24 protein-coding genes are annotated in these 23,673 nt (G+C 40.2%); all 24 read right to left on the bottom strand.

Annotation, left to right across the window (positions count from 1 at the left end; genetic code table 11):
- Nucleotides 1-345 precede the first annotated feature (345 nt).
- Nucleotides 346-1,341 (bottom strand): phosphotriesterase, encoded by a 996-nt coding sequence (locus tag B371_RS0117335; RefSeq protein WP_019415581.1) that lies wholly within the window; start codon nt 1,339-1,341, stop codon nt 346-348.
- Nucleotides 1,338-3,011: a long-chain fatty acid--CoA ligase gene (locus tag B371_RS0117340; protein ID WP_019415582.1), complete on the bottom strand. Its 1,674-nt coding sequence runs from the start codon at nt 3,009-3,011 to the stop codon at nt 1,338-1,340. The genes B371_RS0117335 and B371_RS0117340 overlap by 4 nt, the downstream gene beginning before the upstream one ends.
- 97 nt (nt 3,012-3,108) lie before the next feature.
- Nucleotides 3,109-4,083 carry an NADPH:quinone oxidoreductase family protein gene (locus B371_RS0117345; protein WP_019415583.1) on the bottom strand — a complete coding sequence of 325 codons (975 nt, stop codon included), beginning with the start codon at nt 4,081-4,083 and terminating at the stop codon, nt 3,109-3,111.
- Nucleotides 4,080-4,871, bottom strand: a complete 792-nt coding sequence (locus B371_RS0117350) for an enoyl-CoA hydratase/isomerase family protein (RefSeq protein ID WP_019415584.1) — start codon at nt 4,869-4,871, stop codon at nt 4,080-4,082. Before B371_RS0117350 ends, B371_RS0117345 begins: the two co-directional genes overlap by 4 nt.
- A gap of 12 nt (nt 4,872-4,883) precedes the next feature.
- Nucleotides 4,884-6,656 (bottom strand): acyl-CoA dehydrogenase family protein, encoded by a 1,773-nt coding sequence (locus B371_RS0117355; RefSeq protein WP_019415585.1) that lies wholly within the window; start codon nt 6,654-6,656, stop codon nt 4,884-4,886.
- Nucleotides 6,646-7,392, bottom strand: a complete 747-nt coding sequence (locus B371_RS0117360; protein ID WP_019415586.1) for a 2-phosphosulfolactate phosphatase — start codon at nt 7,390-7,392, stop codon at nt 6,646-6,648. Before B371_RS0117360 ends, B371_RS0117355 begins: the two co-directional genes overlap by 11 nt.
- A gap of 4 nt (nt 7,393-7,396) precedes the next feature.
- Nucleotides 7,397-8,464: a phosphotransferase family protein gene (locus B371_RS0117365; RefSeq protein WP_019415587.1), complete on the bottom strand. Its 1,068-nt coding sequence runs from the start codon at nt 8,462-8,464 to the stop codon at nt 7,397-7,399.
- 18 nt (nt 8,465-8,482) lie between these two features.
- Nucleotides 8,483-8,884: a thioesterase family protein gene (locus tag B371_RS0117370; RefSeq protein ID WP_019415588.1), complete on the bottom strand. Its 402-nt coding sequence runs from the start codon at nt 8,882-8,884 to the stop codon at nt 8,483-8,485.
- Between the two features lie 60 nt (nt 8,885-8,944).
- On the bottom strand, nt 8,945-9,835 hold the full coding sequence (locus B371_RS0117375; RefSeq protein WP_019415589.1) for a 3-hydroxyacyl-CoA dehydrogenase family protein: 891 nt from the start codon (nt 9,833-9,835) through the stop codon (nt 8,945-8,947).
- 71 nt (nt 9,836-9,906) lie between these two features.
- The gene (locus tag B371_RS0117380; protein ID WP_019415590.1) at nt 9,907-10,464 is read right to left on the bottom strand and encodes a TetR/AcrR family transcriptional regulator; all 558 of its coding nucleotides are present in this window, start codon (nt 10,462-10,464) and stop codon (nt 9,907-9,909) included.
- Between the two features lie 21 nt (nt 10,465-10,485).
- Nucleotides 10,486-12,102, bottom strand: coding sequence for a long-chain fatty acid--CoA ligase (locus B371_RS0117385; protein ID WP_019415591.1), 1,617 nt, complete (start codon nt 12,100-12,102; stop codon nt 10,486-10,488).
- Between the two features lie 27 nt (nt 12,103-12,129).
- On the bottom strand, nt 12,130-12,903 hold the full coding sequence (locus tag B371_RS0117390) for an SDR family oxidoreductase (protein WP_019415592.1): 774 nt from the start codon (nt 12,901-12,903) through the stop codon (nt 12,130-12,132).
- Between the two features lie 15 nt (nt 12,904-12,918).
- Nucleotides 12,919-14,127, bottom strand: a complete 1,209-nt coding sequence (locus B371_RS0117395; protein ID WP_019415593.1) for an acyl-CoA dehydrogenase — start codon at nt 14,125-14,127, stop codon at nt 12,919-12,921.
- A gap of 316 nt (nt 14,128-14,443) precedes the next feature.
- The gene (locus tag B371_RS0117400; RefSeq protein WP_019415594.1) at nt 14,444-15,013 is read right to left on the bottom strand and encodes a TetR family transcriptional regulator; all 570 of its coding nucleotides are present in this window, start codon (nt 15,011-15,013) and stop codon (nt 14,444-14,446) included.
- Between the two features lie 256 nt (nt 15,014-15,269).
- On the bottom strand, nt 15,270-16,493 hold the full coding sequence (locus B371_RS0117405) for an ABC transporter substrate-binding protein (protein ID WP_019415595.1): 1,224 nt from the start codon (nt 16,491-16,493) through the stop codon (nt 15,270-15,272).
- Nucleotides 16,494-16,586: 93 nt separating this feature from the next.
- Nucleotides 16,587-17,294, bottom strand: a complete 708-nt coding sequence (locus B371_RS0117410; protein ID WP_026023116.1) for an ABC transporter ATP-binding protein — start codon at nt 17,292-17,294, stop codon at nt 16,587-16,589.
- Complete coding sequence (locus B371_RS0117415) at nt 17,251-18,057, bottom strand: ABC transporter ATP-binding protein (protein ID WP_019415597.1); 807 nt, start codon at nt 18,055-18,057, stop codon at nt 17,251-17,253. Before B371_RS0117415 ends, B371_RS0117410 begins: the two co-directional genes overlap by 44 nt.
- A gap of 16 nt (nt 18,058-18,073) precedes the next feature.
- On the bottom strand, nt 18,074-19,084 hold the full coding sequence (locus B371_RS0117420) for a branched-chain amino acid ABC transporter permease (protein ID WP_019415598.1): 1,011 nt from the start codon (nt 19,082-19,084) through the stop codon (nt 18,074-18,076).
- Complete coding sequence (locus B371_RS0117425) at nt 19,085-19,948, bottom strand: branched-chain amino acid ABC transporter permease (protein ID WP_019415599.1); 864 nt, start codon at nt 19,946-19,948, stop codon at nt 19,085-19,087.
- A 43-nt stretch (nt 19,949-19,991) separates the two neighbouring features.
- On the bottom strand, nt 19,992-21,140 hold the full coding sequence (locus B371_RS0117430) for an acyl-CoA dehydrogenase family protein (protein WP_019415600.1): 1,149 nt from the start codon (nt 21,138-21,140) through the stop codon (nt 19,992-19,994).
- Between the two features lie 32 nt (nt 21,141-21,172).
- On the bottom strand, nt 21,173-21,589 hold the full coding sequence (locus B371_RS0117435) for a thioesterase family protein (RefSeq protein ID WP_019415601.1): 417 nt from the start codon (nt 21,587-21,589) through the stop codon (nt 21,173-21,175).
- Between the two features lie 6 nt (nt 21,590-21,595).
- Nucleotides 21,596-22,774 carry a thiolase family protein gene (locus B371_RS0117440; RefSeq protein ID WP_019415602.1) on the bottom strand — a complete coding sequence of 393 codons (1,179 nt, stop codon included), beginning with the start codon at nt 22,772-22,774 and terminating at the stop codon, nt 21,596-21,598.
- Between the two features lie 37 nt (nt 22,775-22,811).
- Nucleotides 22,812-23,210, bottom strand: a complete 399-nt coding sequence (locus B371_RS0117445) for a MaoC/PaaZ C-terminal domain-containing protein (RefSeq protein ID WP_019415603.1) — start codon at nt 23,208-23,210, stop codon at nt 22,812-22,814.
- Complete coding sequence (locus B371_RS0117450) at nt 23,207-23,656, bottom strand: MaoC family dehydratase N-terminal domain-containing protein (protein WP_019415604.1); 450 nt, start codon at nt 23,654-23,656, stop codon at nt 23,207-23,209. The genes B371_RS0117445 and B371_RS0117450 overlap by 4 nt, the downstream gene beginning before the upstream one ends.
- Between the last annotated feature and the right edge of the window lie 17 nt (nt 23,657-23,673).

A 23,673-nucleotide genomic window follows, 5' to 3' on the forward strand; every position in this document is an offset into this window, starting at 1 on the left:
TTCAAACGAGTCCTTTTACTCATCTGTTCTAGTAAACATAAGCCAAAGAATCTCAAATAGAGAGGTTAATCAAAAAACTTGCACATTTTTGAGTTTCTTTTTACTCCTATATCTTGAATTACTTTTAGTATTCTTTTCATAGGAAAAAACCGGCAAAGTACGCCGGTCCTTTAAGAAATACACAGTATCCACTTTAATTTCCGGTATGATTTCCGCCTGGAGCGCAAATCAGCGGTATCATACTAGAACCTACTCCTTAAAATACTGGATTCATGGCTCACTAAATTTATACACTTATTTTCTTTACCTTAGAAAAAAGGCCAGATTTCCTGGCCTTCTAGTTATTTAAACAGTTACAGCCAAACCTGCAAACAGTTTTTTAGGATTTTCCAAGAATAACTTACTTAGCTGATCTTCTGTTGCTCCCGCTTGTTGGAGTTGGGGAATCACTTGTTCAAAAATATACGTTGGATGCCAATTGGCGACTCCAGCTTCAGCAGCAGCAGGAATAACCGGGGGACGTCCTAACCACATGGTGATGGAGTCATGTGACAGCATAATTTGATCCTCATACCCCTCTGCCAACAACTCCAACAGAAGTTTAATTCGTTGCTGATCAAAAGGAGCCCCAACCATACCTTGAAGACCGAAGCGATCTAATGCGATATTTACGCCTGTTTCAAGTGTACGTTTATGATAAGCAGGGTCAGTATTTCCACACATATGTCCTATGACGATACTGGAAGGATCTGCACCCAGTTCAACAAGAAGTTGCGCTTGCTCAGGTCCCATCGTCCCTTCCTGAGTATGAGTCAACACAGTGATGCCAGTTTCCTGTTGTGCTTTTGCTGCAGCTCTAAAGAACATTTTTTCATAATCAGTGATTACATCTTTACTGGATGCCAACTTGATAATTCCAGGTTTAATGTTGGTCTGTCCGATACCATCTTTAATTTCCTTCATAAACATTTCGCTGATTTCCTGTTCTGCGCTTCCAAGTGACGCCCGGAATTTAAAGTAAGGTGGTGCTCCTTCACCTTCATAATAAAAGCCGGTAGCACAAATAATCTGCAGGCCGCTCCGTTGTGAAATTTCTTTTAGGACTTCAGGATTACGTCCGCATTCGTTTGGAGTCGGATCAACGACGGTTTTGACACCATGACTCATCATTTTCTCGGCTGCGGCGATGCCAGCTTCAACTGCTTTTTCATGATTAAATGGTCCTAGTGTGCTATCTCCTTGAAATCCCGGATAGCCAAAGATAAAATGCTCATGAATCAAAGTTTTCCCCATAGCTTCTGGAGCGATTGGTCCTGTTACTGTTTCCACTTGTTTACTCATTTAAAAACCTCCTCTGATTTTTCTTGTTCTTCATCTTTCAGTTTACGCCACAGAATTTTGCCACTGCTCGTTGTCGGTAATGTTTTTCGAAATTCGATAACACGTGGATATTTATAGGCAGCCATTTCATGTTTTGACCATTCAATTATTTCTTCTTCAGAAACTTTTCCTTCCAGTCCTTCATTTAAGATGACAAAGGCTTTAACTGTTTCGCCTCTCCGGGGATCAGGTATGCCTACGACACAAGCTTGCTGGATTGCCGGATGTTTATAAAGCAATGACTCTACCTCTGTCGGCCAAACTTTAAAGCCGGAAGCATTAATCATTCGCTTGACGCGATCCACGATGAAAAAGTATCCTTCTTCATCCATTTTGACAATATCACCGGTTCGAAAAAATGATTTTCCGTCCAAATTGATAAATGAATTCCTATTCTCATCATCACGATTAAGATATCCTTGAAATAATTGAGGTCCACTTACGACAAGTTCTCCTTCTTCACCCGCTCCTAATTCTCTTCCACTAGATGGTTCAATCACGCGGGCATCAACATCAAACGATGGAATTCCCAAACATTGAAGCTTCGGTCGATCAGGAGGATTAAAATGTGTTTGGGATATTGTTTCCGATAAACCGTATCCTTCAACATATTGTAATCCAGTGATATTGGTCAATTTTTCTCCGACTGCGGCTGGAAGTGGAGCACCCCCACCTCCGATTGCCAAAAGAGATGAAAGGTCGTATTTAGATAGATTCGGGTTCGATAAAAAATCGATGACCATTGTGCTGATATTAATCCAATGAGTACAGCCATATTTTTCAATTGCTTTTGACGCGTAATCTCGGTCCCAGCGAGTCATCACCACCATTGAACCCCCTGCGTAGATTGGTGTATGCATACTGTGAATCATTCCTGTTACGTGAAAGAGCGGTAATGTCATTAAAGATACCGCATCAGAGGTTGTATTCATCCAGTGGTAAGTACCAACTGTATTGGCCTGTACCGATCGATTCGTGTGCACGCATCCTTTCGGTAAGCCGGTCGTGCCGGACGTATAAGGCAAAACAACAATATCTTCCGTTTTCCCTGTATAGGGTGTAGGTTTGAAATCAGCTTGAAACACTTCTTTCCAAGGAATGGTCCCTTCATATACCCGTAGAGGTTCTGTAACATCAGCTGGTAATTTACCGAGTCCATCGCCTTCACCAGCATATTCCGAATAAGCAGTAGTAATGACCGTAAGTGAAGTAGAGTTTTTAAGTTCAGCAATACGACTATACAATTCTTGACCTACGATTCCGTTACGGATAGAGCAATCCTTAATGTAAAAAGAAAGCTCTTCTGCAGTATTCATCGGGTTGATTGGAACGACTACAGCACCCATCCGTAATATAGCGTAATAACTTATTACAAATTGCGGAGAGTTTTGCATAAACAACAGTATATGCTCCCCTTTTAAAACGTTCATTTTGTTCTCTAAATATCCTGAAAGCGCTTCCACTTCTTCAATTAATTGACTATAAGTATAGCGAGCCCCATAGTAATACAACGCAATTTTATCAGGATACTTTTTGGCGGAAATAGCTAAATTATCAAATAGGGTTGTATTCGGAACAGTTAAGGTCTTAGATATTCTACTAGGCCAAAATTCAAAGTGAGCTGTATTCAATCATTTTCCCCCTTGCCATTTATCGCTAAAATAGGTGGATAAAAAGAGATTGAATAAAATTCGAATCTCTCTTTATCTATTTCTACCACCTCGTATATTATGGATTCAATACTAGTTTTCCAATCGTTTTCCTACCTTGTAAGAGTTGGTGAACCTCTGCCGCTTCAGCAAGTGGATAATTTCCTCCAACTATCAATTCGAGTTCTCCACTATTCACGTAACCGAGAAGCTCTACTAGACTACGTTGAAAAAGTTCTGGCTTTCTCATAATCTGGGGTAAGAAAAAGCCGATGACAGACTGGTTTTTCCGCATTAACAGGCCTGGGTTGAAAGATGCCTGCTCTCCGCTTGCTGCACCAAATATGACAAGACGTCCAAAAGGAGCAAGGCATTTAACCGTCTTATTGAATACTTCGCCGCCGACCATTTCGAGCGCGACGTCGACACCTTTTCCGTCCGTCAGTGCTTTTACTTTTTCTTCCCAACCATCTTCCGTATAATTCACTAAGTGTGTAGCGCCCAATTTTTGTGCATGTTTTAGTTTTTCATCACTACTTGCTGTCGCAATGATTTTACTAGCTCCAAATATTTTCGCGAGTTGAACGGCGATTGATCCCACGCCTCCTGCTGCTGCGTGAATAAGGACACTTTCTCCTTTTTCAAGACGACCCATTGTTTTTAAAATATGATAAGCACTAAGTCCTTGAAGTGGTAGTGCCACAGCTTTTGAGAAATCTACATCATCAGGAATTGCAATAAGTGCACTTTCAGGAATCGCAACGAATTCTGCATACCCGCCTGACTCAATAAGTGATACCACACGCATCCCTACCTGAAATGACTTAACTCCATTACCTATTTCTGTAATTATTCCAGCCACTTCTGCTCCTGGAATAAAAGGAAGTGGAGTAGGTATGACATATTGTCCTTCACGGCGTGCAGTATCCGCGTAATTAACACCAATAGCTTTCACTTCAATAATTACTTCTCTTTCAGCCGGTTTTGGCATATCCATTTCTTCAAGCTTCAACACTTCAGGTCCGCCGTATTCTTCAAGTTTTATAACCTTCATAATACTGCCTGCTTTCTTTTAAAGATTGGTTTTCTTTTTTCTTTAAACGCCGTGATGCCTTCCAAATGATCATCCGTTGTTACCATCATTGCTTGCGTGATTCTCTCTTGTTCAAGGATTTCCGATAGACTAGACATTGAAGATTGATCTGTAATCTTTTTGATGAATCCATAAGCTTGAGCTGGGCCATTTGCAAGCTCTTCAGCATATTTAAACGCTTCATTTTCTAATTTTTCTAGTGGATATAGGTGATTTATAATTCCCCATTCATGTGCTTGATTAGCCGATATTGGTTTTCCACTGAAGAATAGTTCTTTCGCACGATATGGTCCGATTAGGCGAGGAAGGAAATACAGCCCGCCACCGTCTGAAATTAATCCTACTTGAGAAAAGCTCATGACTAATTTGCTATCTTCAGCGGCTAAAATGATATCGCAAGCTAATGCAAGGTTAAATGCAGCTCCTGCTGCAAAGCCATGAACAGCGGCTATAATTGGTTTTTCAAGCTCCTGCATTGCAAGAATAAGTTTGTTTAATTTACCGATATGATCATAAGTTTGGCTAGGTCCGACCTTGCCCATCGTCTTGACATCTCCACCTGCAGAAAATGAACGACCTGCCCCCGAAAGTATTACAGATCCAACGTCTGGATTTTCTCCAGCCCCAATAATTTCAGCTGTTAATTGTTCAATCATTTCTGGACTAAATGCATTTAAGCTTTCTGGACGATTCATTTGCAATGATAGTACAGAGCCTTTTAAGTTAACTATTACATGTTCATTTCCCATTCTTTCTCCCCCTTAGCACGTATATCGTTCAGTTTTTAATAAGTGACTCGCAATCGTTCTTTTCGTCTCATTACCGCCTTCTTGCTGTAATCGACTTAGCTCTAGCGACACGACTGAGCTGACTTTTTTCATCTTTTCACCAGTCTCGGTGTTTTGAAGAAGCTTCCTTGCAATCATTTCAACTTCAAGTAACGCGTCATTGACTAAAGCTTTTGCTAATTTAATTTTTAATTGTTCAAAATCCTCACCGTTCTCTTCGACCGCTTTAGCAGCTCGAAGAACAGCAGACTCTGATGCGTAAAGTGTAATAGCAATGTCTGCAAGTCTCATAAGTGTTTCCTGCTCTTCTGCAAGTTTTGTACCGAATGCTTGTAAAGCAGACCCTGCACATAATAGAAATACTCGTCGAATTGCATTCAGTGCTTCTATTTCGCGAGCCAATATACCGGATAATTCATTGTTTGGTGCTTTGATTTCCGCTACCGCTTTTTCAACTAGTTCCCTTAGTGGAATGATCCCTTTAGCGGCCCCCTTCAGAAAATTAGAAGGTATCAGCAGGCGATTAATTTCATTTGTACCTTCGAAAATCCGATTAATCCGTGAATCGCGGTACATCTGCTCTACTTTATATTCTTTGATGAAGCCATAGCCACCATGCAGCTGAAGTGTTTCATCAGCCACGAAATCAAGTGTTTCGGAACCATAGACTTTACACACTGCACATTCAACGGCATATTCCATCATCCGTTTTGCTATTAGACCATGGTCATTTGAGTCATACAGACCTCCAAGTGCCTCTTCCAAGTAACCCGCTGTCCGGTACTGAAGCGATTCGGAAGCAAAAATTCGAATGGCCATATTCGCAATTTTTTCTTGTGTTGCCGTGAATTCAGCGATTTTTTTGCCAAATTGACTACGCTGGTTTACATATCCAAGTGCTAGCTCCAGACCAAATTTAGCAGCGCCCGTACAAGCGGAACCGAGATTGAACCGACCAAGGTTAAGTACGTTAAGTGCAATAACATGTCCCTTTCCAACTTCACCCAGCAGGTTCTCTACTGGAACTTCACAATCTTCCAAAATTACCGCCCTGGTCGATGATCCTTTTATACCCATTTTCTGTTCTTCTGCACCAAGTGATAATCCTGGAAAATCCTTTTCAACGATAAAGGCTGTAAATGCAGTGCCGTTTACTTTCGCATAGACGATAAATGTATCAGAAAACGCTGCATTTGTGATAAACATTTTCGTGCCGTTTAATGCGTAATGCGTACCCGCTTCATTCAGACGAGCCGTTGTCTGCGCTGACAAAGCGTCTGAACCTGCATTAGGTTCTGTAAGGCAGTAAGCACCGATAAATTCACCAGATGCGAGTTTTGGTAAATATTTCTCTTTTTGAGCTTGTGTTCCGAAATAGGTAATCGGGAGCGTTGCAATACAGGTATGGTTCGACTGAGCGACACCATATCCACCCGCCGGTCCGAGTGATTCACCGACCAGACCTTTACTGATTTTATCCAGGCCGAGGCCCCCGTATTTTTCAGGAATACTATGCCCCAGAAGTCCAAGGTTTCCTGCTTTCAAAAGTAATTCTTTCACTAGTCTGAAATCTTGGTTTTCAATCGCATCGTTGTTTGGTCGTACTTCTTTCTCCAAAAAACGTTTTGCTGTTTGTCCAATCATCTGATGTTCTTCTGTAAATTCTTCAGGTGTGAATATCTGTTTTGGTTGTGACGAACCATATAGGAAGCCGGCACCGCCATATGCCAATTTTTCATGTCCCATTTTTTTCATCTCCTTCAGCAATAAGCCTTCCGTCTTTTAACCATGGCACGAAAGGAACAATGCCTCGTTTGGCAATAAAATGTATTTCATCTTCAAATCCATGTCTCATTAAAATAGTACCTACACGTGATGCTATTAAAATGTCCTCTGCGCGATCTGCGTTTGTCTGATAAAATATATGGGCGGCTTTAGCCGAATCAGTTAGTTCCCAATGATCTGTATCACGCATGAGACAATCGATGAAATATCCTGCCCCGTAGAAGTCTTCCATACAAAATTCTCCTCCTGAACCCGAACAGACAGCGACAATTGTCTCTCCCATATGAGCAGTTGCTATTTTTTTCGCCGCTGCATATCCGTTCAGCAAGGAAGCGATATATACCATATTTGCACTGGCTGCTTTTCGTATGGCGACAGTGCCATTTGTCGTAGATAATATAACTGTTTTACCTTTAATTTGAGACTTCAGTTGAAGAGGGTTTGGATCCAAAAAGCCTTCGATCGTTTTGCCGTTAAACTCACCGACCAGTTTAAAGCTATCTTCTTCCAGTCCTTTAGCTTCAGCCCTTGCTTCTTCCTCATTCAAGACAGGAATCATGTCTTTGACACCATGCAAGAAACAGGCCGTAATGGTTGATGTCGCAAGTAACACGTCAAAAATAACGGCTGTTTTGTTTTCCCCTATTTTGATTTCATCAATTTCTTCTTTCTTTAGTAATAGATGAAGTTTTGGCATTTCTTCACTTCCTCTTAGCTGTCATAAGCGCATGTTGGATAAGATTTTTTGAAAATTTATTAAAATTGGCAAACCGGGTATCCTGTGTCTGCCCTTTTTTATATCGGTAGTATATCTGCTGAATAATGACTGACAGTTTAAAGTAGGCAAATGTTAGATAGAAGTTCATCTCTGACACATCACGTCCGCTTTTCCTTGCGTAACTTTCGATAAACTCTTCACGACTGTAAAATCCATTAAGAACTGTAACCGGTGCAGTTCCGAGTCCCCGTTTTAATAGTTCCGGATCATCCTCGTGAATCCAGTAACTCATCGCGACGCCTAAATCTGCTAGAGGGTCGCCGACGGTTGTCATTTCCCAGTCGAAAAGCCCAGTCAGTTCAGTAAAGTCTTCCGAAAACATCGAATTGTTTAGTTTAAAGTCATAGTGAATAATAGCTGGTGCTTGCGACACTGGAATATTCGCTGCCATCCATTCCTTCAATTCCTCTACTTCATCAATCTCATCCGTTTTTGCTCGCTCATACCGCCCAATCCATCCATGCACCTGACGCTCCATAAATCCCTCTGGTTTCGCTATCTCTACTAGAGGCGTCTTAGTATAATCAAGTGCATGCAGTTCAACTAGCGTATCGACCATTTTTTCAGAAATCTGCCGACAAAGTGCTTCCGATGGTTCTATCCCATCTGGAAAAGACGTGTCAAGCACTACCCCGTGACGCCGCTCCATGATGAAAAACGGACTTCCAACGATATCTGGATTATCTGAAAAAACGTATACTTTTGGTGCAGCCGAAAATATAGGATTAAGCGCAGAAAGGATATGATACTCCCTTTTCATATCATGGGCTTTCGGAGCAACTGGACCTAGTGGCGGACGCCTGAGTACTGCATCCCACTCATTTATCTTAAGTACATAAGTCAAATTTGAATGCCCTGTACCGAACTGTCGAATTTCAAGATCTCCTATTGGCAGATCTACAATATTTTCTCGAAGAAATTTCTCGAGTTTTGAACTGTCTAGTTCTTCACCATGCCTTACTGGAATTGTATCGCTCACTTTCGGAGTCATTCATCACACCATCCCTTTTTATTTTTCTGACTTGTACTTTTCCAATTCACTTCTAAACCACTCCGGTAATTTTTCGCTTTTTTGTTCATTGAAATCGAAATAAACAATTATTGCTTCCCCATTGGCAATATGTTTCCCGCTATCATCAACAATCTTATGGAGTATGGTAAAACTGGAGTTTCCAATCTTACCGACTTCTGAAATCACTGTCAGCTTCTGATTAAAGTGGCCTTGAGAAATAAAGTCGCATTTAGATGATGCAAGGATAAACTTCCATTCACCAACACCCATTTCAAAACCAAGTTCTCCGAAAAAATCGGTCCGGGCTTCCTCCAAATAAATAAAATAGCTAATATTGCTGATATGCCCAAGTGCATCAGTTTCGCAAAAACGTACTTTCACTGCTGTTTCAAATACCAAAGACCTCACTCCTTTACGAATACCTACTATCGATAATCAAATAACTTCTTATTAAGTCTTTTATTTATCGTTTTTTATACTCTCTTTCGAGTACTGGTAAAATCCTTCTCCAGTTTTGCGTCCGAGAAGACCAGACTTCACTTTTTCTGTAATGAATATTGGTGGCTTATCTGCTGAATTTCCAGTTTCTGCATACCGTTGTTCCATCACAAATTGCACAACATCAATCCCTGACAAATCCATTAGTTCAAATGGACCTATCCTGTGGCCTAATGCTTTTTTCACAATAAAGTCAATATCCCTAAAGTCAGCGATTCCATCTTCATATAGATTCATGGCTTCTTTTTGCGATGCCCCCAAAATTCGGTTTGCAACAAATCCGGAAATTTCTTTTCGCAGTAACACGCCAGTCCGGTTCATCTGCTCACATACTGCCAACGCCACCTGTGCTGTTTGATCCGATGTATTATCGCTCATGACGACTTCAACACAATCCATGACCAGCGGTGGGAAAAAGAAGTGCATATTGCATACTTGAGCAGGTCGAGATGTCACTTCGGCAATCATAGAATTGACGATTGTTGAACTATTGGTAGCAAAAATGGTGTGCTTCGATGCGAGTTTATCCAACTGACGGAAAATCTCACGTTTTACTTCAAGTTTTTCGACTACAGCTTCAATAACGAAATCTGCATTCATTGCAGCTTCTTCTAGACTTTGGGTAAAGGTTAGTTTACTAAAAGCTACCGATTTTTCATCCTCGGTAATTTTTCCTTTCTTCACCCACTGATTCATCAACTTATCAAGATCTTCTTTTGCTTTATTAAGGGTCTCACCGTTTATATCTTGATTAATGGTTTCAAACCCACCCAGTGCACATAGCATGGCAATCTGGTGTCCCATCTGCCCAGCACCAATGACGCTTATGTTAGAAATTTTATGATTTGTCACTTGAGTCCCCACTTTCAATACTGATTAGTTAGTATGTAGGGGACAGCCGCTATTAGGAGCTGTCCTTTCGCTCATTTAATGCCTATTAAAATCATTTCTGTGTAAATTTCGGATAGATCTTTTGCAGTGGTTTTTCCTTTCGGGTTAAACCATTGATAGCTCCAGTTTGTGATACCAAGAATAGCGAAAGCCACTATTTCAGGCTGTAGATTATTTCGAAAGTTGCCGTTCTCTATTCCCTCATAAAGTATTTGTTCTATTTTCAAACGAAATGTTTCTCTTTTTTGCTTGATTTCATCAGCATTTAAAGCTGTGAGATGGCGCATTTCACGAAAAAATACACGGGCGCTTGGGCGGTAATACTCGATATCGGAAACTAGAAGTTCCACAATTCTCTTAATCTTTTCTCTGCTGTTTATAGAACTTTGACTAATCATTTCTTGCCTATTCAAAAGCTCGTTAATGTAGCTTGAATGAATATCCATTAACAGTTGTTCTTTGCTAGTGAAATAATAGTAGAATGTTCCTTTTGTCACGCTAACCGCATCAACGATATCTTGAATAGAGGTTTCGATAAACCCTTGTTCTTCAAATAGCAGTATGCTTTGTTGTGTTAGTTTGGCCTTCATGTCGATACCCTGCAATTCTCTTTATTTTTTCACACTTATTTCATCACGGAGTGCTCGTCGTAGAATTTTCCCAACATTAGTTTTTGGAAGTTCTGTTCGAAATTCAATTACTTTTGGTACTCTATATGCTGCCATTTTTCCTTTAGACCATTCAATTATTTCTTCTTCAGTAGCATCCTGTCCCGCTTTTTTAACAATAATTGCTTTTACACTTTCTCCTCGGTATGGATCGGCAATGCCAATTGCAACTGCTTCCTGGACAGCAGGATGTTCGTACAGTACTTCTTCGACATCGCGAGGGTACACATTATAGCCACTAGAAATAATAAGATCCTTTTTACGGTCCACTATATATACATAACCTTCTTCATCCATTTTTGCGATATCACCTGTGTAAAGCCAACCATCACGCAACGCATTAGCAGTCTCTTCAGGCATATTCCAGTATCCTTTCATAACTTGTGGGCCACGGATAATTAATTCCCCTGGTTCTCCAGTTGGTACTTCCTCTTCACCTGTTGCAAGATCCATAATTTTATATTCTGTGGAAGGATAACCTATACCAATGCTTCCTGGTTTCCGTTCTGCAAAAGGTGGATTACAATGTGTAACTGGTGAGGCTTCCGACAAGCCATAGCCTTCTAAGATTTTAGCTCCAGTCTTCCGCTCAAATTCTTTCATCGTTTCTATAGGCATTGGTGCGCTACCACTGTTGCACAATCGAATGCTATCAATCCCATATTTCTCTGCATCAGGGTGATTGGTTAATGCAATATACATGGTCGGTACACCTGGAAAAGTCGTTGGTTGTTCTGTTTTAATAGTCTGCAAAACTTCTTCAAGATCAAACCGTGGCAACAGTATATTTTTGGCACCAGTTAAAATAGATAAATTCATTGAAGACGTCATGGCAAACACATGAAACAGCGGAATGACTGTTAAGCAACTGTCTTCTCCAAAATTAATTTCTTGTTTAAAAAATTCATATGATTGTAATGCATTAACCGTTATATTGCTATGGGTCAACATGGCACCTTTTGACAGCCCTGTTGTGCCACCTGTATACTGCAAAACCGCCACATCTTCCACTGGGTCAATGATAACTGGAATAAGTTTTCCATCACCTTTTGCAACAAATCCTTCAAACGTCATATCTTCTTCAAGCTTAAGGTTTTCAGGTGCAAAACTGACCACGATAATCGTTTTTATTGAAGTATATTTTGCAATTGCTTTAATTCGCGGATAGAGTGGTTCATACACTACGATTGTTTCAGCTCCAGAGTCTTTTAGGAGATAAGTGAGTTCATTCTCTAACAGCATCGGGTTCACTTGCGTAACAATGGCACCCACTTTTAATATGCCAAAGTAAGAAATGATGTATTGCGGACAATTGGGTAGCATTATCGCAACTCTGTCACCTTTTTCCACACCTTGCTGCTGTAAAGACGAGCCGAAAACGGTAGAAATACCGTGTAGTTGATGAAACGTCATCTCTTTTTGATAAAACTTAATGGCTACATGATCTGGTATTTTTAAAGTAGTTTCTGCTAAAAAATCCGGCATTTTTTTGGTCGGCAACTCTATATTAGCGGCAATCTCCTGAGGGTAATGGTTAAACCTATCATTTTTCAGTTTCATAAAATCTCCTCCAATTTTTTGTTGTTTTTAAATAGCATGCATACCGCCATCGACGACAACTACATCTCCAGTTATATAATCAGATGCTTTTGCAGCGAGGAAAAGAGCAACCCCTTTTAAATCTTCATCTTTTCCAAAGCGTTTCAATGGTGTCAAGTTAAGGATCTGTTTGCCTCCCTGTTCAATAAGAACCTTAGACATTTTCGTTGGGAAAAATCCAGGTGCAATCGCATTGACATTGATATTGTGCTGTCCCCATTTGGCGGCTAAGTCCTTAGTGAATGTAATGACAGCCCCTTTTGAGGTGTTGTAGCCTATCGTGTCCATAAAGCGTGGGTCAGTTCCTCCAAGTCCCGCTACGGAGGAAATGTTAATAATTTTCCCGCTACCTTGTTCAATCATCACTTTCCCAGCTTCCTGGCTCATCAGGAATGTCCCATTGACATTTACATCCATGACTTTTTTCCATGCTTCAAATGGCATTTCTGCTGCAGGTGCTCCCCACGTAGCACCTGAGTTATTGACTAGGATATCAACAGTACCGAATTTTTCCATCGTTTTTGCAATCACATTTTTTACATCTTCTGGATTTGTAACGTCACAAGTCAGCGCGAGTGACCTTACACCAAGAGACTTCAGTTTTTCGCTCACTTCTTCACATGCTTCAAGTTTTCGTGAACACACAACCACATTTGCTCCTGCTTCAGCGAAAGCTTCTGCAATTAAGGCTCCAAGACCTCTGCCGCCTCCCGTTACAATTGCGGTTTTTCCGTCTAGTCTAAATAGGTCCATTACACTCACAGTTCATCTTCCTTTCTATTGATATTTTCTTAGTTCGAGTTTCGCAATTTGGTTACGGTGCACTTCATCAGGACCGTCAGCAAGACGCAACGTTCTAGAGTTCGCCCACTGTGCTGCTAGCGTGTAATCATTACTTACTCCAGCTGCGCCAAATACCTGAATTGCTCGATCGATAACTCGGAGTGCCATGTTAGGAGCGGTTACTTTAATCATCGCAATTTCTGCTTTCGCTGCCTTGTTACCAACTGTGTCCATCATAAACGCAGCCTTCAATGTTAGAAGACGAGCTTGTTCAATGTCAATGCGTGAATCTGCAATCCATTCTCGAATGACGCCTTGATTTGCAAGTGGCTTGCCAAATGGCTCACGTACCTGTACCCGTCTGCACATTTCTTCAAGTGCTCGTTCTGCCGATCCGACGAGTCGCATGCAGTGATGGATGCGACCGGGTCCAAGCCGTCCTTGAGCAATTGCAAAACCTTTTCCTTCGCCCCAAATCATATTGGTTGCTGGTACACGCACGTTATCAAAAGTAATCTCTGCATGTCCATGAGGTGCGTGATCATAGCCGAATACCGATAATAGACGTTCTATTTTTACACCCTCTGTATCTAGTGGTACTAGAATCATAGACTGTTGCTCATACTTAGGTGCATCTGGATCGTTTTTGCCCATGACAATAGCGATTTTACAACGTGGATCACCTGCGCCCGAAGACCACCATTTTCGACCATTGATAACGTATTCATCTCCATCAAGTGTGATAGATGTCGCAATATTTGTGGCATCACTAGACGCTACGTCAGGCTCAGTCATTGAAAAGCAAGAGCGAATTTCACCCGCGAGTAGCGGTTTCAACCATTTCTCTTTCTGTTCTTCAGTTCCGTAGCGAACAAGCACTTCCATGTTTCCAGTATCTGGAGCGTTACAATTAAACACTTCAGGACCAATGAGAGACCTTCCCATAATTTCACAAAGAGGTGCATATTCCTGGTTTGTTAGTCCAGCTCCGTATTCGCTGTCAGGAAGAAATAAATTCCAAAGTCCGGCATCCTTTGCTTTCTGTTTTAGTTCTTCCATAATAAGCGGGACACCTATCCAACGGTTCTCCTGCGCTTCTAGTTGTTCTTCAAATAGTTTTTCGTTCGGGTAAACATGCTCGTCCATGAAAGAAATCAATTTCTTTTGCAAATCTTTCGTTTTAGTTGAATATGAAAAATCCATTTTTATCCTCCTTATATACTGACCAGTTGGTATGTTCAGAATTTATAATTATATTATCATTTACAATTTTGGAATACAAGAGAATATCATTAGGATCGATTATGAACAAGCGAATTTAAACTACTACATTACTTACTATATTTTTAAATAGTAGAAATAAACCAGATTATTTTTAAAAAACTTCCTAAGTTTATTGAAAACGTTTATTTAAGCATCATACTTCTATCATTTAAATAAAAAACAGCCTGGAAACGGGTGCTTCCGGACTGTTTTAATTTTCAAAGAAGGCATTCCATTTAAAACTTAACTCATACTTCTATGAATTAATGCCGTTTAAAATGAAATCCGTATAGATATTCGCAAGCTCTTTTACAGACAAAGTTCCTTCAGTGTTGAACCATTGGTAGCTCCAATTTGTAATTCCTAAGATGGCGAATGTGATCATTTTTGGCTGAAGATTGTTTCGGAACTCACCTTCATTCATACCTTCTTCTAGTATTTTTTCGATAATATCACGGAATTTTGCTCGTTTGTCACTGATTATAGTTGCATTTTCTGGTGTTAAGTGACGGATTTCACGAAAATAAACACGTCCAATGGCACCCTGTTTTTCGATGTCGTGGATGAGCAACTCCACGACCTTTATCAATTTACTTCGGTAATTTTGATGGGTTTCCAAAATCAACATCTGTTTATTTAACAAATCATCTATATATTGAAGATGTATATCCATAAGGAGCTCTTCTTTGCTCGTGTAGTGATAATAGAATGATCCTTTGGTTACACCAATTGTTTCAACAATATCTTTTATAGATGTTGCGCTATACCCTTTCTCTACAAATAGATTGATACTTTGTTTTTTTAATTCTTCTTTCAAAGTGTCCACTGCCTTTCTCTATATACCGACGGTCTTTTTCGAAATAGTATACCATTTATAATGCCGTCATAGGCCGAGGAAAGCATAATAGTACTTTTGGGATTTCTTTAAAAGATACAAAAGTATATGATTTCTATATCATGTCAAGTTTCAAGCGCCAGCCCGAGGGCCCCTTTAAGGGTTAGAAAGGCGAAATGTTCGCCTTTCGTCCTTCTAGCGCCGGTGTCGGGCTAGAAGGCGCTTTCCGCTTTTCTTTATTTATTCATCAGTCTGTGCCCATTATTTTCAGTTCACCATCTTCAATATAAGCAATTCTTAGTAAAGATCCAAAACCGCCATCTTCCTCAACGCCTGGAATAGAATAAGCTTGTTTATTTTCAGGTAAGTTTTTAGCTGCTTCATCCATTTTAGCCATTATAGCTTTAGTGTCGTCAACTGTTCCCGCAGCTTTCATTGCCCCAGTTAATACATATAAAGAAACATAATGGAACGCAGATTCTGAGCCTGGATCTCTATCGTTGTTAGCTTTGTATTTTTCAATAAACTCTGCTGTACCAGGATACTCTGAATTCACAAGTGGAATTGTAGATATTGAGCCTTCGAGCATGTCGTAATTTCCGCCAAGAACAGCTGCCATTTCATCTAATTTCGCTTGGTCCATGATTAAAAATCCGCCTTCGAATCCAAGGTCTCTTGCTTGTTTTGCGATAAGTGCAGTTGGTTCAGAAGGTCCGCCGATAAAGAGTACATCTGGATTTTCTTGCAATGCATTTGCTACAATTGTTTGAAAATCTGTATCTTTGCTAAAGTCGACAGATTCATCGAAAACAACTTCTCCTCCATTTGCTTCCCAAACCGGTTTAAGCGCAGCTGCCCAGTCTTTACCGTATTGGCTTGCTGTAGGAAGAAATGCAATTTTCTTACCGAATCTCTCCATTTCATATTTAGTAAAAGGCTCTAAATATTGATCATATCTGGGTGGAATCCGAACCATCAAGGAGTTTCCTTGTTCTGTAACTCCCGGCTCACTCGTGTAACCCATAATGATGAAATCTTCCATCTCATTAAATACTTGCATTGCATAAATTCCGCCACTGTGTGGACTATAAATAAACTTTGTTTTTTCTTCTTGTACTAAACGTTTGGCATTTGCTGCCGTTTCGTTTGGTAAATACTTATCATCAAGAGATGCGAGTTTCAAAGTATAAGGTTGACCGTCTACCTCGAACCCTTCTTCGTTAATATCCTCTACGGCCATTGTAAGACCTTTTATAGTTTCTCCACCATATGTTGCAGCTGGTCCGCTTAAAGGACCACTAAATCCAATCGTCAATTCTTTTGCTTCTACTACTTCTTCTGTTTCTTTGACAGGATCTGCATCTACATCCACCGTAGTCTCAGGTGTTGCTTCCTCATTACCACAGGCTACAAGAACTAGAATAAGTAAAAATAGGAAACCGGTAAACAACCCTTTTTTAAATGAGCGCATTAAATTTTTCTCCCCTTTAATTTAGAATTTTTTGATAACCCTTTAAAACTAAAACTTGATTCACCTCCTTTAATAGAAGATTGAATAATTCTCTTATGCTCCGATATATGCTTTTCGAATAGCATCATTATTAAATAACTCACTACTAGTTCCTTGAAGTACTACTAAACCATTTTCAATTACATAGCCGCGGTCTGCTATTTTTAGTGCGGCGTTGGCATTCTGTTCAGCCAATAGAACAGTTGTTCCTCCCTTGTTGATTTCCCGAATAATTGAAAACATCTGTTCCACAATTAATGGTGCAAGTCCAATTGACGGTTCATCCATCATAATCAGTTTTGGTTTTGACATTAACGCCCTTCCAATTGCAAGCATTTGTTGTTGTCCACCACTTAATGAACCAGCATAATGATCATGTTTGTCTTTTAAAATAGGGAAAATCTCATAGACTTCAGCCAAGGAGTCTTTCAGCTGTGCTTTCTTTCTTCTATGAACGAAGCCACCCATCATTAGATTTTTCTGAACTGTCATCTCAGGAAATAGCTTTTTGCCTTCTGGACATTGAACAACTCCTTCTTTTACCATGCGGTCTGGTGAGTTGCCATTTACACTTTTCCCGTTAAATTGAATATCGCCCATAGTCAGTTTATTCAAGCCACTAATCGTGTTGAAAATCGTACTTTTCCCTGCACCATTTGCCCCAAGGAGTACAACGAGTTCTCCTTCGAACACTTCAATATTGACCTTGCTCAACGCTTCAAACGCCCCGAACTTCACTGTGATGTCTGTTAACCTCAGCAACAGGATCCCCTCCTCCTAAATACGCTTCAATGACAATTGGATTATTTTTAATTTCTGTGGGTGTCCCCTCCGCGATTTTTGCACCGTGATTCAATACCATAATCTTGTCAGCAAGACCCATGATCATCTGCATTTTGTGTTCAATTGTACAAATTGTAATCCCACTTGCAGCTAATTTTTTCATCAGCTGCGATAAACCCTCTGTTTCATCTGGATTAATACCAGCTGCCGGTTCATCAAGGAACATAACCTTTGGATCAGTTGCTAAAGCTAATGCAATCGCAACTCGTTTTTTTGCTTCCTGAGGAATGGTTGAAACAGGTGCTTTTGCCATATGAGTGAGCCCAACAAAGTCTAAAACTTCCAAAGCCTTTTGATAGGCTATCTGTTCCTCCTGCTTTTCCCTGCGTGTACGGAATATAGCATCGTAGAGCTTGGACTTCGTTCTCAGTCGATGTCCTACAATGACGTTATCTATTACGGTTGCTTGCTCAAATAGATGAGTGGTTTGGAAAGTCCGAGCAATACCTAACCTAGCACCGATATGAACAGGTGTATTCGTAATATCCTTTCCTTCAAAAAGGATTGTCCCTGACGTTGGTTTATGAAATCCGTTGATTAAATTAAAGAAAGTGGATTTACCTGCTCCATTCGGACCGATAATTGCAGTGATTTTCCCCTGCTCAATTTCAAAGTCAACATTGTCAACAGCCGTCAAACCGCCGAATTTCTTAGTGATTCCTTTCAATTGTATAAATGCCACTATGATTCCTCCTTTCTTATTCTTTTGTGGATTTAACCGGAATTGACTTAATATGTCTTACATTCTTTTGATTTTTAGCACTTTGAAATTTCATTTTTAGTTTGTAAAAGCCACCGGTAATTCCTGAAGGAAAAAAGATAACCATAAAGACCAAAATTGGACCAAAAATAAGCATATGGTACTCTTGATAGCTCTTTAAAAACTGTTCAAACCAGATAAAAAGCATTGTTCCTACAAGAGGTCCAGATAAAGTACCAATACCGCCGACTATTAGATACATTAGAAAATTAAATACCATGTGTGTGCTTGCTACATCCGGTCCAATAAAACGAGTTAAAGCTGCATATAGTCCGCCGGCTAGCCCTGCAAATGCTACTGAAATAACAAAAGACACTAGCTTGTTCATTGTAGTATTGATCCCCAAAGTCTGAGCAAGGTCTTCACTGTTACGAATTGCAATATAGGTCCTTCCAGTTAGGGAATGGACAATTCGGACAGCGACAAAAATAGCTAGAAGGAGGAAAAATAGTACCAAGTAATACATTGATGTAGCTGATTCAAAAGTTATCGGTCCGATTGGATCTGGTATTGGTATCCCAATCAGTCCTCGAATCCCACCAGTTAAGCCATCCCATTTATCAATTAGTAAGTAAATAAGATAACCAACAATTAAAGTGTAAATTGCAAAGAAGTGCGTTTTTGTTCGAAGTGCAATAAGTCCAAGTACGAACCCGGTAGCACAAGTGATAAGAACAGCAAGTAACAGGGCCAACCAAAAGTTGAGTCCGCCTTGTGTCGTTAATATTCCGACCGAGTATGCCCCAATTGCAAAGAATCCTGCATGAGCAAGGGACAATTGTCCTGTATAACCGGCCAGTATGTTCATGCCGTAAACACTAATAGTAAATATGAATCCAATGGTCATAACGTGTAAAACGTATCGATTGTCTGCATAGATTAATGGAAACACAAGGGCGAAAAGGATGAGTAAAATGATGATATTGCGTTGGTTAAATATTTTACCCACTTAATGGACCCCCTTCGCAAACAACCCTTTAGGTCGAATGGTCATAATGACAACTAAAAGTAGAAAAGCAATCATATCTTTATAATCGTTGGAAATATATGTTGCACCCATGCTTTCTGTCATACCGAGAATTAGACCGGCAACAATAGCTCCTGGAATACTGCCCATCCCCCCGATAATGACCACAACAAATGCTTTTAATATAACCAGATGCCCCATAGAAGGAAACACGAGGTTAATTGGGGCAGCAAGTGAAGCGGCAATTGCTGCAAGTGCTCCGGAGATAGCGAATGTCATCATGGCTACTGCATTTGCGTTAATACCTACCAAGAATGCACCTTCTCGATTTTGAGCCATGGCTATAATCGACGCGCCCATCATGGTTTTCTTCAAAAATAGTGTCAACAGAACGACTACGACGAAGGCAACAACGATAACTAAAATTCGTTGGCTTGTCATCAATACCCCTGCTACAGAGATGTTATTGTCAAAAGGCGAAAACATACGGAGATACTCTGTTCCCCAAACTAATTGAACAAGCGCTTCAAAAAACAGAACCAACCCAATTGCTGCTATTTTGTCATGAATGGGTGGTGAATTTCTGAGCGGATTAAAGACGAGACGTTCCATTAAGATTCCAAGAAGAGCAACCACAATAATTGAGGCGAAAATGGCCACAAAGTAGTGAGCTCCAGTACCTTTCATGACCATTAATGTTACGTAGCCTCCGATTAAATACAAGGCACCATGCGCAAAATTTGGAATATGTAGTATTCCAAAAACAAGAGTTAGTCCTATTGCGACAAGTGTGTAAACGCTTCCAAGAGTTAGTCCGTTAAAAAACTGTTGCAAAAACAAATCCATACTTTTCCCTCCACTTCCTATCAGATAGGCAAAAAGTTAATTTCTATGAATACTCTTTATTTAGTCGCCCTGCAATAATATTTTTCTGAATTTCTGATGTTCCTTCATAAATGCGAGTAATACGTGCATCTCGGTAAAAGCGCTCAATTGGATAATCGGCCATATAACCAATACCTCCGTGTACTTGCAGCGCTTTGTCCGCCACGCGGTTATACACTTCAGAACCATATAATTTCACCATAGCTGCTTCTTTAATTACATTCTTACCTTCGTCGACCATCCACGCTACACGGTACATGAAAGAACGAAGCGCTTCGATTTCAACTGCCATTTCAGCCAGCATATGTGCAACTGCTTGGTGTTCTATAATGGGCTTATTAAATTGCACACGGTTTTTTGCGAAAGTAACAGAAAGATCAAGTAGTTTCTGGGAAGACCCAAGATTCCGTGCAGCTAATCCCGCTCGGCCATTCGCTAGGATTTTTAGAGCATTGACGTACCCCTGACCTTCTTCACCTAAGACATTTTCAATTGGTACTTCACAGTTTTCCATGATAATCTCAGCAGAATGGGAACCGTGCAGACCCATCTTTTTTTCCACTTTTCCTATATGAAAACCTGGAAAATCTTTTTCAACAATAAAAGATGTAATGCCTTTTGCACCTTTTGATGAATCTGTTACGGCCATTACGGTAAAGATATCTGCTTCTGTGGCATTTGTTATATAATGTTTTGTTCCGTTTAAGATAAATTTACCACCACTTCTCATTGCAGTAGTTTTCAAATTAGTGGCGTGGGACCCAGCTTCCGGTTCGGTTAAAGCGAAAGCACCAATTCGGTCACCTGAGGCCATATCTGGCAAGTATTTTTTCTTTTGACGCTCATCTCCCATCTCAACGATTCCAACGGTACCTATTCCGGTATGTCCTCCGATTAACGTTGTATAGCCATTATGGGTAGCCCCTATTTCTTCATATAACGCGCATTTACCGACCATGTTAATTCCGAGTCCACCATACTCTTCAGGTATATTTAGTCCAAAAAGACCCATTTCTTTTGATAGTTTAATAATCTTTTCAGGAATTTTATTTTCTTCTTCAATTTGCATCGCTACTTTTTCAACTTCATTTTGTATAAAGTCACGGACATTCCGTTTTAAAAATAGAATGTCTTCACTCAAGTTAAAGTCCATATATATTTCCACCTTTCCTACGATCATGCATCTTAGGCTGGGACTAAAAATCCTTCCAACAACTTATGAAGCATTTCAGGAATTACTTCGGTTTGCTGTTTTTTATAGTCAAAACAAACAATAGCTGCACTACCAACTGCTACAAGGGAACCTGTCTCCGATTCTTTAATTTCATGCATAATTTTAAAACTTTTCGATCCGATTTTACCTACTGTTGTGGAAACTATGAGACTATGACCAGCATATGTCTGAGCGATAAAATCACAAGTAGTGGAGGCAATAATGAAATCAATATTCTTCCTTTTGTTCTCACCTACAAAACCAATGTGCTCGAAAAACTTAGACCTTGCTTCTTCCATGTAAAAAAAATAACTGGTATTGCTAACATGTCCTCCAGCATCCGTTTCACAAAATCTCACATAAATAGTTATGTCTGATAAGTTATTCAAAATATTTCACTCCTCACGCTCGATAATTGTAGCGATGCCTTGTCCCCCACCGATACATGCAGTAATAAGTGCATATCTTCCACCCGAGCGTTTTAATTCGTGAACGGCTTTTGTTAATAGAATAGCCCCCGTTGCACCAAGGGGATGGCCAAGAGCAATCGCTCCACCGTTAACGTTTACCTTTTCCAAATCCATCTTCAGTTCTCTATCACAAGCGATTACCTGAGCTGCAAACGCTTCATTAATTTCAATTAAATCCATGTCTTCCAAAGATAATCCTGCTTTTTGAAGTGCTTTGTGTGTTGCTGGAACAGGTCCGATGCCCATAATGTGTGGATCTACGCCTGCTACTGCTTGTGCTCGAATTATTGCCAATGGCTTTATGCCTAGTTCCTCTGCCTTCTCTCTTGACATGATTACGACAGCTGAAGCAGCATCATTTAGTCCAGAACTGCTACCTGCTGTAACTGTCCCTCCCTCGAGAAACGCAGGAGATAATTTTTCGAGCGCTTCTTTTGTTGTTTGGGGACGTGGATGTTCATCTGTTTTAAACTCTATCGATTGTCCTTTTCGAACGGGAACTCTTACTGTCACAATCTGATCATCAAACCGTCCTTCTGCAATCGCTCTTGCAGTTTTTTGTTGACTTAGAAGTGCAAATTCATCCTGTTCTTCTCGACTAATGTCATATTTCTTAGCAAGATTTTCAGCTGTAATACCCATTGGGGGATCACCAATTTCATCTGATGAAAGCTGAGACTTTCTGAACTTTGGAGGCATTGGACTATATGCTTTTTCGGGTCGTGCCATTAGATAAGGTGAGCGGCTCATGCTTTCTACCCCTCCAGCTATGTAGATGTCGCCATCACCTGCCCAAATAGCTTGCGCTGCAAGGTTAATTGCATTAATTCCTGATCCACATTGTCTGTCAACTGTTAATCCTGGAAGGCTAATACCAAGCCCCGTCTCCAATGCTGTTAATCTAGCAATATTTCCTCCCCCACTTAACACGTTTCCAAAAATTACATCTTCTACCAAATCTGCTGCTACGCCTGCTCGAACTAACGCTTCTTTTATAACTTCCGCTCCGAACACATGAGCTGGAACAGAAGCCAAAGCTCCACCTTGTCTGCCAATTGCCGTTCTAACAGCTGAAACAATGACCGCATCTCTATTTTTTTTCAATTGGCTCTCCTCCTCTGTGATTTGAAAATTCAGAAAATTATATCGAGAATAGAATGTCTCCTTGTAGAACATTCTTTTGGTGCTGATTAACAGCTGTAACATTAAACTTCACTTGTCCACCCTGTTTCTCTATGACTGTTGCTGTTAATGTGATAACATCTTCGAGAAAAACCATACCTTTAAAACGGATAGCATAATCTTGAATAAATCCCTCTTCCAAATAAGGAGTAAAGAGCTTAGACAGATTTCCCATCGTCCACATGCCGTGTGCAATAATACCTGGTAGCCCAGCTTTTTCTGCTTCAGCATCAATAGTATGAATCGGATTGAAATCGCCAGAAGCCCCTGCATATTTTATTAGGTCCAAACGAGTAACGGGTTTCAGCGGAATCTCTGTTAACGAATCCCCTATTTGTAAATTTGCGATTCGATTCACACCAACATCCCCTTTCTAACAGTTTCACTAATAATCACAATTCGTTCTTCTGTGAACAGTAACTCGCCACTTGGATCTTCCCCATGCTTAGTCAGCACAAGAAATCCCATGTTACCAAAGTTACCACTTTTTTCGTAGTAATCTTTTACTTCCATCCAGCAGTAAACATCTTCCCCAACAACTAAAGGGCGCGTATAATGATAAATTTGTTCCCCGTGAATAAGCCCTTCTGTAGGAAGATTCAATTCTGGTATAGAGCCGACATTGAATGTGACTGGAAAAGTAGGTGGGGCAATATTATTTTTATACTTTGAATTTTTCCCCACTTCTTCGTCAAAATAAATTGAAGCGGGATCTCCAATCGCTTCCGCAAACTTTCGGACGCTTCCTCTCTCGATTGTATTTTTCATTTTTGAAGAGCGTTTTCCAATAGTAGATTTCAACATAATTTGTGCCTCCATTC

Source organism: Paenisporosarcina sp. TG20 (assembly GCF_000286315.1).
Taxonomy (GTDB): Bacteria; Bacillota; Bacilli; order Bacillales_A; family Planococcaceae; genus Paenisporosarcina.